Annotated in this window: 9 protein-coding genes; all 9 read right to left on the reverse strand. The window is 41.5% G+C overall.

Features of this window, described 5'->3' with window-relative positions; genetic code table 11:
- Window positions 1-268: 268 nt before the first annotated feature.
- A complete protein-coding gene (locus tag TW85_RS15210; RefSeq protein WP_046017992.1) occupies window positions 269-1,429 on the reverse strand; it encodes an ABC transporter substrate-binding protein in 1,161 nt (386 codons plus the stop codon).
- Between the two features lie 236 nt (window positions 1,430-1,665).
- The gene (gene iolG, locus TW85_RS15215) at window positions 1,666-2,658 is read right to left on the reverse strand and encodes an inositol 2-dehydrogenase (RefSeq protein ID WP_046017993.1); all 993 of its coding nucleotides are present in this window, start codon (window positions 2,656-2,658) and stop codon (window positions 1,666-1,668) included.
- Window positions 2,659-2,718: 60 nt separating this feature from the next.
- Window positions 2,719-3,528 (reverse strand): 5-deoxy-glucuronate isomerase, encoded by an 810-nt coding sequence (gene iolB, locus TW85_RS15220; RefSeq protein ID WP_046017994.1) that lies wholly within the window; start codon window positions 3,526-3,528, stop codon window positions 2,719-2,721.
- 61 nt (window positions 3,529-3,589) lie between these two features.
- The gene (locus tag TW85_RS15225) at window positions 3,590-5,119 is read right to left on the reverse strand and encodes a CoA-acylating methylmalonate-semialdehyde dehydrogenase (protein WP_046017995.1); all 1,530 of its coding nucleotides are present in this window, start codon (window positions 5,117-5,119) and stop codon (window positions 3,590-3,592) included.
- A 49-nt stretch (window positions 5,120-5,168) separates the two neighbouring features.
- Window positions 5,169-6,080 carry a myo-inosose-2 dehydratase gene (iolE, locus tag TW85_RS15230; RefSeq protein ID WP_238326227.1) on the reverse strand — a complete coding sequence of 304 codons (912 nt, stop codon included), beginning with the start codon at window positions 6,078-6,080 and terminating at the stop codon, window positions 5,169-5,171.
- 13 nt (window positions 6,081-6,093) lie between these two features.
- Window positions 6,094-7,956 (reverse strand): 3D-(3,5/4)-trihydroxycyclohexane-1,2-dione acylhydrolase (decyclizing), encoded by a 1,863-nt coding sequence (gene iolD, locus TW85_RS15235; RefSeq protein WP_046017996.1) that lies wholly within the window; start codon window positions 7,954-7,956, stop codon window positions 6,094-6,096.
- Complete coding sequence (iolC, locus tag TW85_RS15240; RefSeq protein WP_046017997.1) at window positions 7,956-9,884, reverse strand: 5-dehydro-2-deoxygluconokinase; 1,929 nt, start codon at window positions 9,882-9,884, stop codon at window positions 7,956-7,958. Before iolC ends, iolD begins: the two co-directional genes overlap by 1 nt.
- Window positions 9,881-11,032, reverse strand: coding sequence for a Gfo/Idh/MocA family oxidoreductase (locus TW85_RS15245; protein WP_343251981.1), 1,152 nt, complete (start codon window positions 11,030-11,032; stop codon window positions 9,881-9,883). The genes iolC and TW85_RS15245 overlap by 4 nt, the downstream gene beginning before the upstream one ends.
- 12 nt (window positions 11,033-11,044) lie before the next feature.
- Window positions 11,045-11,842: an ATP-binding cassette domain-containing protein gene (locus TW85_RS15250; RefSeq protein ID WP_046017998.1), complete on the reverse strand. Its 798-nt coding sequence runs from the start codon at window positions 11,840-11,842 to the stop codon at window positions 11,045-11,047.
- Between the last annotated feature and the right edge of the window lie 55 nt (window positions 11,843-11,897).

Here is an 11,897-nt window from a genome sequence, read left to right on the forward strand (position 1 = left end):
AGCTTAAGTTCGACAACTCGACCATAGTCTAACGGTCAATAAGTAAGTCGCCTTACTCACAATAAAAAATTCAGCTTTATTCTTTTTAATCAGCAACTTATGAAGAAAACTCTTGTGCAGAAGTTAGATATTAATGCTAAAAATCAGAAAGGAGGCATGAATCGTTTTGATAAAAAAGCCAACAAATATCAATAAAAATCAATTCTGATAAAATGATAGTTTCAAAGGAATTAAGGGTATTAGTTAACTAATTTGATGGAATTAGCGCTTAATATAATTGGAGAATGATTGAATCAAAATTAAATTGATATTCATCCAACTCAGGGTTAATGTTTTTTGAGTATTGTCTAAAGTTGATTTTTCTTAGATTGTTCTTAGTCCATTTTTCTTGGGTCAAATTATCAATATAAAGCTGCACATTTTCTTTAGTAACTAGCCCCATGGGCGTTAATAGCTCGACACCATGGTCAACAAAGTCTTCACCTGATAAGTAATCAAAAATAAGCACCAGTGACCAAGCCCCTTCAATATAATGACCACCAGCTGCAGCACTAACCTGACCTTTTTGAATTGCATCTAACATAGACTTTTTAAACCCAACGCCCCCTGTAAAATAATCATTACCAGCGGTTAAACCTAATGGCTTTTCCCCCATGAGAACCCCATCAACTAATCTAGCACTGCCAGCCCATACGATATGAGTTTGTTTATAACGCTTCATTAGCGCTTGGAACTTAATACTTGCTTCCGTTTCATCCCAACTCTCTACATTCACAACTTGGTGTAATTTTACATTTTTGTGCTGTTCTACCGCTTCTTTAAAAGCATCAAGCCGCATGATGGCTGCCCCAGAAGAAATAGGACCATTGATACCAATAATATTGACCTCTTGCTCTGGGTATTTATCTCTAGCGTCATCAATTAATATATTGGTGATTCTTTGGTTAGCACCCTTTTCATCAGGGTACATTTGTCCTACCCAATAAGGGTATTTTTCTCTTGGCAAGCCCATCTCATTGCTTATCTTTGCCGTCATGGCACTATTTACTAAGAATGAATATACCTTGGCCTCATTCGCAAGCTTAATAAATTGAGCCGCTGAGTTTTTATAATTGTTAAAAATAACAGCATCAACTTTATTCTCCCCTTCTAAAACAGACATAAACTGTTGTTTCATTAGAATTCTATTGCCCTTGGCAGAAAAAGTTTGTAACTCAATACCTAAATCAAGCGCAGCTTCATTCATTAAATTAATAAAGTTTGTCCAAAATGGCGCATCTCTAGGATAGAACATAGCGACTTTATAGGGAGGTGTTGCCTTTGCTTGGGCTGTGTATTCTGAGGCGTTTAAGGTATTTTGGCTAAATAGAACAAAGAAAGATAGAAGTGAGAAAATCAGACACTTAGGCAGTAGAAACTTAAGGCTCATAAATTAACCCGATTAATATTTATTTGAATAAACAATAACCCTTTGTTAATTCACGGACAAACAATTCAAACCAAAATATTTTTCCTTCACTCAATGCTTTGGTCAGCTCTAATAACACAACTACTATAGCTTAGAGCTTTCTATATGAAACTTCAAAATTGCGTGCTAGTCGAAACAAGCACGCAAACTAACATCTAGTTGAAATATCATCCAGTTGTATTAAGAAAACATCTCCCTTACAACTTCACGACTTGACCTGTTTCTAATGATTTCTGGGCCGCATCAGCCAGCATTTGAGCTCTTTTGCCATCTTCAAAGCTAGGTGATACAGCTTGCTTTGCTAATACATTTTCAATGAAGGAAGTAAGCTGAAGGTTATAAGCGGCTTCATATCTATCAATAAAGAAGTTATACAATGGGTCTTTTTCATTGGTTTTATCAGCCGAATAGCGTGTTACCGAAGTCGGGGTTTGGTTATTGGAGATCACCATACCTTCAGAACCAAAAGCTTCCACTCTTTGATCATAACCATAGCTTGCTCTGCGCGAGCCATTAATATGAATTAGCTTGCCTGATGCGCTTTTCATTACCAGCATAACACTGTCTACATCACCAATTTCCGTGATCTTTTCATCAACTAGCGCGCTACCAAAAGCTTGTAATTCAACAATTTCTTCACCTAGAACAAAACGCGCCATATCAAAGTCATGAATAACCATATCCCTGAAAATACCACCAGATGATTTTAGATATTCCACTGGTGCCATACCGGGATCACGGCTAGTGATAATTAACTGCTCTAGTGTACCAATACTGCCATCTTTAGCGGCTTTAGCAACAGCACTGTGACTCGGATCATAACGACGGTTAAAGCCAATTTGGATCGGAACGTTACAATCTTTAATTTCCTCAAGGCATTGATTTACCTTGCTTGTATCAAGATCAATTGGTTTTTCACAAAGGATTGCTTTACCAGCCTTGGCAGCTTTGATGATTAAGCCTACATGCGTGTCCGTACTGGTGGCGATTAATACGGCATCTACCTCAGGATCAGCCAAAGCAATATCCACATTATCAGCAACAATAGCACCCGTTTGATCTGCGACTTCTTGTGCTGCTGGGGTATAAACATCAAATACATATTTGATTTCTGATTGAGCGAATGCATGAATATTTTCAGCATGCATTTTGCCGATTCTACCGGCACCGAATAAGGCAAAAGTAAGCATTGTAGTCGTCCTTAAAGTATTATTTTTGTTTTCACTACGAGTGAATCATAGGGCTATTTTTTATATATCTTGAGCAATGATCCACTCATGATCAGGATCATTATTAAAGATCCAATTACGACTTGGTCCCGCCATGACATTCAAATAATATGATTGATAACCATGAGGAACGCCAACGGGATGGTAGCCCTCGGGCACCATCACCAGATCACCATCTTCAACCGACATAGTTTCATCTAAACTTCTGTCATCGTTATAAACCCTTTGAAATACAAACCCCTGTGGCGGATCAATTTTATGATAATAGGTTTCTTCCAACTGAGTTTCTGTTGGTGCAGCATCCGTATCATGCTTATGGGGAGGATAACTAGACCAATTGCCACTTGGTGTAATCACTTCACATACTAATAAACTATCTGCTGTTTCATTGGCGAATAAAATATTACATACATGTCGAGTGTTAGTATTGATACCTCGAGTTTCATATTGGCATTGCTCTGGCGTAATAAGCTTTGCTTGATAACCACCTTTACCCGGTGCACGACATATAGCAACTTCAACGTCAGTTAATGCCGTTAAAGACACAAAATCATCAGCGGGGGAGTAAATTGAGTAAGGCGCTTTTCTCTCAAAAACACTCATACGTTCACCAATATTCTGCCAACTCTCAGTACGAGTACTTGCATCAACCTTCCCAGATAAAATCACAACACAGATCTCATCGCTAAGTGATTCTATGTTAATAGAACTACTTTTTGCAAGCGCTTGCACTTCAAACCCTACGTACTTCCAGTTCGCACTTTGAGGTGTCACTTTTTGAATCAAGCCGTTGTTATCGTTTTTTTTGTTTTTACTCAATAAATAAGACATACATACCTTTAAAAAGGAAAGGCGAGTGTTTTAAAGCCTTCCCTTTTTCCTTAATCAGACATTATTTCATTGTTGGCATAGAAAACTCTGGACCCGCTCTTAAGCCTGTTGGCCAGCGCGCTGTAATCGTTTTCATACGAGTATAAAAACGTACGCCATCAGGTCCATGCATATATAAAGGACCGAATAAAGAGCGCTTCCAACCACCAAAGCTATGAAAGGCCATAGGCACTGGAATTGGCACATTCACACCAACCATACCGACCTGAACTTTCTCAGTAAATTGTCTTGCGGTATCACCATCACGGGTAAAAATAGCCGTGCCATTACCATATTCATGCTGGTTGATTAGCGCTAGCGCCTCTTCATAACTTTCAACACGAACGACACATAACACAGGGCCAAAAATTTCTTCATGGTAAATACGCATATTTGAGGTCACCTGATCAAACAAGCTTGGGCCAACAAAATAGCCTTTCTCATGTTTATCACAAATAAAGTCTCGACCATCAACAACCAGTTTAGCGCCCTGCTCAACACCAGAATCTATATAAGCACGAACTTTTTGAGCATGCTCATTAGAGATTAAAGGCCCCATATGAGGTTCCTGTTCTAATCCGTATTGCTTAAATAAGCCAGGCCCAACTGTCATGGTTGCAATGCTGTCTTTCAAAGTATTGATAAGGTTATCTGCCACCTCATCACCAACACATACTGCAACCGAAATTGCCATGCAGCGCTCACCAGCAGAACCATATGCTGCACCCATTAATGAGTTAACAACCTGTGACGGGTCAGCATCTGGCATGACTAACATATGATTTTTAGCACCACCTAATGCTTGTACTCTTTTGCCATGGGCACTTGCGGTCGCATAAATGTATTCAGCAATGGGGGTTGAGCCAACAAAACTAACGGCTTCAATTCGATCGTCAGTGAGTAACACATCTACTGATTCTTTATCACCATTTACCACGTTGAAAACCCCATCTGGCAAGCCCGCTTCTTTTAGTAATTCAGCTAAACGCATTATGGTGCTTGGGTCTTTTTCAGACGGTTTCATAACGAAGGTATTGCCACAGGCAATGGCGACAGGAAACATCCACATAGGTACCATAGCGGGGAAGTTAAATGGGCTGATACCAGCACAAACACCTAATGGCTGCATCAAGCTGTAACTATCAACACCACGTCCGACATTAAGGCTATGCTCACCTTTTTGTAGATGAGGAATACCGCAGGCGAACTCAACCACTTCTAAACCACGGGTTAATTCGCCAAGTGCATCTGAATACACCTTGCCATGCTCTGAGGAAATTAGTTCAGCCAATTCATGACTATTTTCTTCAACAAGCGCTTTAAATTTAAATAAAATTCGTGCGCGATTTAGTGGCGTCACCTGTGACCAGGTTTCAAATGCCTTTTCAGAAGAAGCAATGGCATCTTGTGTTTCTTTCACGCTACTAAGCGTAACCTGACGACTAATTTCACCTGTTGCAGGGTTAAATACATTCGCTTTTCTATCGGATTCAACCGCTATCATTTTATTATCGATAAAATTACCGATAAGGTTATTTACGTTAAACGACATTCATATCTCCATGGCGAGAAGGCTCGCGATACTTATTCTCAAAAAGGGATTAGGCAATCAAGCCAGCGGCTTTTAAGTTAGTTTCTAGATACTCATACCCTTTTGTGGCATAAGTTAATGGATGCGCAATGGCTGGGTCCTGCTCTGCTTCTAGCACTATCCAACCTTGGTACCCCACTGTTTTTAAGGTTTCAAAGATAGGTAAATAGTCAATTGAACCATCACCAGGGACGGTATACACACCTTCAAGAACAGCATTTAGGAAAGCGCTATCTCGATTTAGGTTATCTTTAAGCACATTAGGCCTAATGTCTTTACAGTGGACATGGACAATACGTTCAGCATGCTTTTTAGCCATAGCCAAAGCATCGCCACCAGCAAATGTGATATGGCCTGTATCTAAAAGCAGCCCGACATTTTTACCCGTGTTTTCCATTAGGAAATCGACTTCATCAGCCGTTTCTATCACAGTTCCCATATGATGGTGATAAGCGAGTTTGACACCTTGCTCTGCTAGGTAATCAGCAACTTGCGTAATTTTGCCAACGTACTCTTGCCACTGAGCCTGTGTCATTTTAGGCCTTTGAGATAAAGGCGCAGCTTGATCTCCATGTATACAATGTGTCACTTCAGCAAAAACCATGACATTAGAACCAAGCGCTTTTAATAGATTTAGATGGTCCTGAAGTGCTTCAATTTCATCGTCAACAGACCTTTCCATCAGTTTTGCACTATACCAACCTGACACTAATTCAATCTTATGTTCTTCCAATATTGGGCCTAACACATCCGCCTGACGCGGAAACTTATTTCCAAGCTCAATCCCCGCAAAACCCGCTAATTTAGCCTCGCTTAAACAGACAGATAACGGCGTATCAGCACCTAAGGAAGGAAGATCATCATTGGTCCAAGTTAATGGATTTATGCCTATTTTTATTTTATTCATTATTAAATCACTCATAAAATTGCCAGAATTAGTAAGGCTGTTTGCTTTTAGCTTCTTGATACTGTGCTTGTGCTTGATTCACACTCTCTTTGCTAGAGACTTCTGCAACTGCAACATCCCACCAGGCTCCACCTTCTTGAGTTGTCGGCATCGGGTCTGTATCAATCGAAATCACATAGGTTTTATCCGATGCTTTTGCTCTTACTAAAGCCGCCTCTAATTCAGCTAAACTTTGTACGTGTTCACCATTTGCACCTAACGCTTTAGCATGTTCAGCAAAGGCTGTTTTTGGCGCTCCAGCTTCAACAGTGTGGCAATCTTGTAAAAGGTTATTAAATGAATCGCTACCACAAGCATTTTGCAAACGGTTAATACAGGCATAACCCCTGTTATCCAGTACCACGACGGTGAGCTTTAAACCCAACATGACTGAGGTAGCAATTTCTGAGTTCAGCATCAAATAACTGCCATCCCCCACCATAACAATGACATCTCGCTCAGGAGTCGCCATTTTCACACCCACGCCACCAGCGAGCTCATAACCCATACAGGAAAAGCCATATTCAACGTGATAACCCAGATCAGACTCAGTACGCCAGAGCTTATGTAGTTCACCCGGCAAACCACCTGCGGCTTGTACTATGGTTGAGTTTTTTGTTGCCTGACGATTCACTATACCGATTACATTCGCATCTGTTGGCAAGTAACTTTTATCTTGATAGGTATCAGGTACTTTCACTGCTTGGTTGACAGCATCAAGCCAGTCATTATTGAGAGATTTAGCTCTTTCAGCCCAGTGTGTATCAAATTGACATTCACCTAGCTCAGACATTAACTCTGTTAAGACTTCTCTCGCATCGCCTGTTAACGCTAATCCACCGTGTTTATTGGCATCAAAACTCGCTGTATTAATATTAATAAGCCTTAAGCCCTCGCGATTAAATAAGGTTCTTGAAGCCGAGGTAAAATCCTGCAAACGAGTACCAATAGCAATGACAAGGTCAGCCTCACTTGCTGCAATATTCGCTGCGCTTGAGCCTGTGACACCAACACCGCCAAGATTCAGTTTATGCTGCCAGTTCAATCCCCCTTTACCCGCTTGTGTTTCACATGCTGGTACCTGATAAGTATCAATAAACTGCTCAACCTCTTTTACAGCTAAGCTGTAATGCACCCCGCCACCTAGTACTAACAAAGGCTTTTTAGCCGCTTTAATTGCTTGTACCGTATTTTTAACTTGCACCTTGTCAGGCCGTGTTCGCGTTAAACCATGCACTTTTTTCTCAAAGAAGCTGATAGGATAATCAAAAGCCATGGTTTGTACGTCTTGCGGTAAGGCTAAAGTTGCAGGCCCGCAATTAGCAGGATCAAGCATGGTTGCAATCGCATTAGGTAAACTTGTAATTAGCTGCTCGGGTCGGTTAATACGATCAAAATAACGAGATACGGGTCTAAAACAATCATTCACGGATACGCTAGGCTCACCAAAATGCTCAACCTGTTGTAATACAGGATCTGGTGTACGGGTAGCAAAAACATCACCCGGTAAAAACAACACAGGTAATCGGTTAGCCATCGCAAGGCCTGCTGCCGTCACCATGTTGGTTGCACCAGGTCCAATGGATGAGGTACAAGCCATAATACGTTGACGTCTATTTTGCTTGGCATAAGCACAAGCAGCTAACGCCATACCTTGCTCGTTATGGGCACGATAAGTGGTAAATTCATCTTTTACATCCGCAAGTGCTTCACCAAGACCCGCCACATTACCGTGTCCAAATATTCCCCAGACACCACCGAATAGAGGCACTTCCTTACCATCAACAAGGTTAAATTGCGCTTGCAAATGCTTTACTAAAGCTTGCGCCATAGTGAGTCGTATTGTTTGCATTAGCTTGGCTCCCCTTGATGTCTTTGCTGCCATAATTGACTCATGGTTAAATAATTAGACTTCACTTCTTGTACATATTGAGTGTCATCTAAATTGCCTGACAACCAGGCTTTTGTTGGCTCAGAGAAGATCGTTCTCCCGATAGCAAAACCCTTGCAAATATCTTGACCAGCAGCGGCATTAAAGCCTGCTTGTAACTCATTTACAGGAGCGTCTAACCCAAGAAGAACAACACCTCGACAATAAGGTGATCTTTGCTTAATGACTTTGCTTATATTCTTCCAAGCCGATTCACTTGGTGAAGGAAGCTTCCACCAATCAGGGAAAATCCCTAAGTTATAAAATCTTTCAATAGACCTTGATAAAGTCTCATCATTCACTAATGAACCCACCGGCGGAATAATTTCTAAAAGGAGCTCATGCCCTGTTTCACAACATGCTTGATAGAGGTCCATCACCTTCTGCTCTTGCTCATTACGCAAGTTAACTTCATCATCCGGGTGGAAAAATACCAAACATTTAACGATATGATTAGCAGGCCATGTGGCGATTTCTTGAGCCACATTATTACCTTGATCAAACCTTAATGGTCGACTACTTGGTAACTCAACTGGCCTTGCGATCCAGTAATCTTTCCCTGTAATGTCATTCAGAACATCCTGAGCAAAGGTACCGTCAGCAAGAATACCGGTGCCACCAACTTTACCATCAAGCTCATGAGCACCTTGATAAGTTGCCTCAAGGATAAGTTGTTTAGCTTGTGGAATTTTATCTAATGAAGCACCCAGTTCACGGCACATATCAACAAATTGGCGTCTATGGTCAAAGGCTAAAATACATAGATCTTGCCACTCTTTAGGATTTCTCTGGGTTGTCACCCTATGTAGATAATTCAATACAGGATTAAGGTCTGGCCTTGGAATGTCACTACGGTTTGCTAAATAATGATCTAACTCTTCTAAGCTTGGCATTGCAGGTGCGCAGCCGTGCCTTGAAACAACAATGGCACCAGAGGCATTCGCGTAATCACACGATTTTTCTGTTATTTCACCTTTAATCCAGCCTCTTAAATAACCACTCAAAAAGGCATCGCCAGCACCCAGCACATTTAGCACATCCACTTTTACCCCATAGCAGGTAATACCCTCATCCAAGGTTTGTGGAATATCGCCCTTAAAGACAGAGCAACCTAATGCACCACGTTTCACCACAAATTCGGCATCAGATACTTTTCGAATACGCTTCAAACATTCAATGGTATCTTCACTGCCACCTGCAATATGAAACTCTTCTTCTGTACCAACAACTAAATCGCACAAAGGCATAATGGATAATAAGTGCTCTGTAACGGACTCATTCGAAACGAAACGATTTTCCCCTTCCCCTCTTCCTGTTAAACCCCAAAGGACAGGGCGGTAGTCAATGTCGACGACAACTTTTGTATTATTCGCACGGGCATATTCAATCGCTTTCAAAGCCGTTTTATTCGTTGATTGTGTCGAAAAATGCGTTCCTGTGATCAACAAAGCTTTTGCGCTGGCGATATAGTCTTCATTAAAGTCTGTTTCACTGATCGCCATATCAGCACAGTTTTCTCGATAGAAAATAAGTGGGAAGGTATCCTTATCTTTGATGCCTAATAGCACTAACCCAGTTAACCTTTCTTCATCTGTGATCACATGTGAAACATCAACGCCTGCACGGGCTAGTTCGTTTCTCACAAATCGACCCATATGCTCATCACCCACACGGGTTAACATGGCAGATTTAAGCCCCATACGGGCGGTACCAAATGCAATGTTAGCGGAAGAACCACCAAGGTATTTCTTGAAACTATTGGCGTCTTCTAAGGCCGAGCCAATTTGTTCGGAATATAAATCAACGGCGGCTCGTCCTAAACAAATAACATCTAAAGTTTTATCTTTCATTTGTGCTCTCCATCATATTGCTCCACGTCTACCCAGGCATTATTTGCATGAGACTCAACAACCTTGTCGAGTATGATATTGACTTGCGTTGCCGCCCTAAAATCTGGCCACAGGGGTTTGTTATTCACTATCCCTTCATATAAGTCCCGTACTTCAACAGCTTTAATGTCGTTGAATCCCAAGCCATGACCAGCAGAAACACAAAATGCCTGGTAATCTGGGTGCTCAGGCCCAACTAAAATACGTTTAAACCCTTGAGTTTGTGGGTCATCCCCTGCCATAAAGAGAGAAAGCTCAGACAAGGTTTCTTGGTCAAAAACCAAACTCCCTTTGGTACCTGTTATCTCAAATGACAAACCGTTTTTACGACCCCAAGCAATACGCGATGCTTCTAAAGTACCTTGAGCGCCGTTAGCAAAACGCACCATCATATGCGCTTGATCATCGTTCTCTACCTGACCTGTTTTCTGGCTATCACCGGCTAAAGGCCTTAATTTGTACACCACTTTTAAATCCGCACAAACTGAGGTGATTGGTGCAACTAAATGGATTGCTAAGTTCACCAGATGTGACGCTAAGTCATTAAGTGCTCCACTGCCTGCGTATTCTTGCTGCAAACGCCAGCTAAAAGGCAAACTCGCATCTGCTAGGTAGTCTTCATTAAATACACCACGAAAATGTACAGGTTCGCCAATATCGCCTCTGTCGATTAACTCTTTTGCAAACTGCAGTGTTGGGTTTTTGATATAGTTAAAGCCCACTGAGGTTTTGACACCTGCCTGCTCGGCCGCTTGCGTCATTTCTTTGGCATCTTCTGCGTTTAACGCTAATGGCTTTTCGCTATACACGTGCTTTCCTGCTGCAATCGCCGCCAATGCCATTTCTTTATGTAAGAAATTTGGTGCACAGATATCCACCAGATCTACATCAGGGTCTTGTACCAATGCTTTCCAGTCTCCTGTGGCACGCTTAAAACCAAACTCACGGGCTTTTTGCTTAGCTAAGTCTTCATCCACTTCAGCTAACATTTCGCATTCTAATTGATCATGCGGGATTCCAAATGCGGCCATGGCATTTCGATACGCTATTGCATGGGCTTTGCCCATATAACCTGTGCCAATCAACCCTATTTTTAAGCTTTTCATCATTCAATCTTCCACTTAAGCGCTGGCATCTAAACGGCTAAATTCTTCTAGTTCTGCCGTTAATTCATCAAGCTCTTGGCCACCAGCCATCATTTCGAGAACATCCTCACGACTCACCTCAGATTTAAGGAAGGAACCTAGACTCTGACCACGGTTTAACAAGGTAAACCTGTCAGCAATTGGATAAGCGTGATGTACATTATGGGTAATTAAAATAACGGCTAAACCACGGGCTTTAGCCTTAGCCACAACTTTCAAGACATTGGCTGATTGTTTAACTCCCAGTGCGGCTGTTGGTTCATCAAGAATGAGCACCTTAGCACCGAAATGAATTGCCCTAGCAATAGCGAGACACTGCCGCTCGCCGCCAGACATAGTGCCAATCGCCTGAGATGGATCACGTACATTAATCCCCATATCGGCCATACCCTGTTGTGCTATCTTGTCTGCTTTTTCGATATCAAAACGTTTGAATATGCCTTTACCTTTAGTGAGTTCACGGCCCATAAAAAAGTTACGGGTAACACTCATTAATGGTACTAGCGCCAAATCTTGATAAACCGTCGCAATACCTGAGTCCAGTGCATCTACTGGCGATTTAAATACAACCGGCTTACCTTCAAAATGGTATTCACCTTCACTGGGAGCATGCACACCAGCCAAGGTTTTTATTAAGGTTGATTTACCGGCACCGTTGTCCCCAAGTAAACAATGTACTTCGCCTAATTTAACCTGCATATCGATATTTTGTAGGGCAATAACAGAGCCGAAGAAACGACTCACCTTCTTTAATTCAATAATAAATTCACTCATATTCACTCACCTTAAAGGCACAAATGTTAGATTCGTTTAATGGTTTTAATAACAG

Source organism: Marinomonas sp. S3726 (assembly GCF_000967665.1).
GTDB lineage: Bacteria > Pseudomonadota > Gammaproteobacteria > Pseudomonadales > Marinomonadaceae > Marinomonas.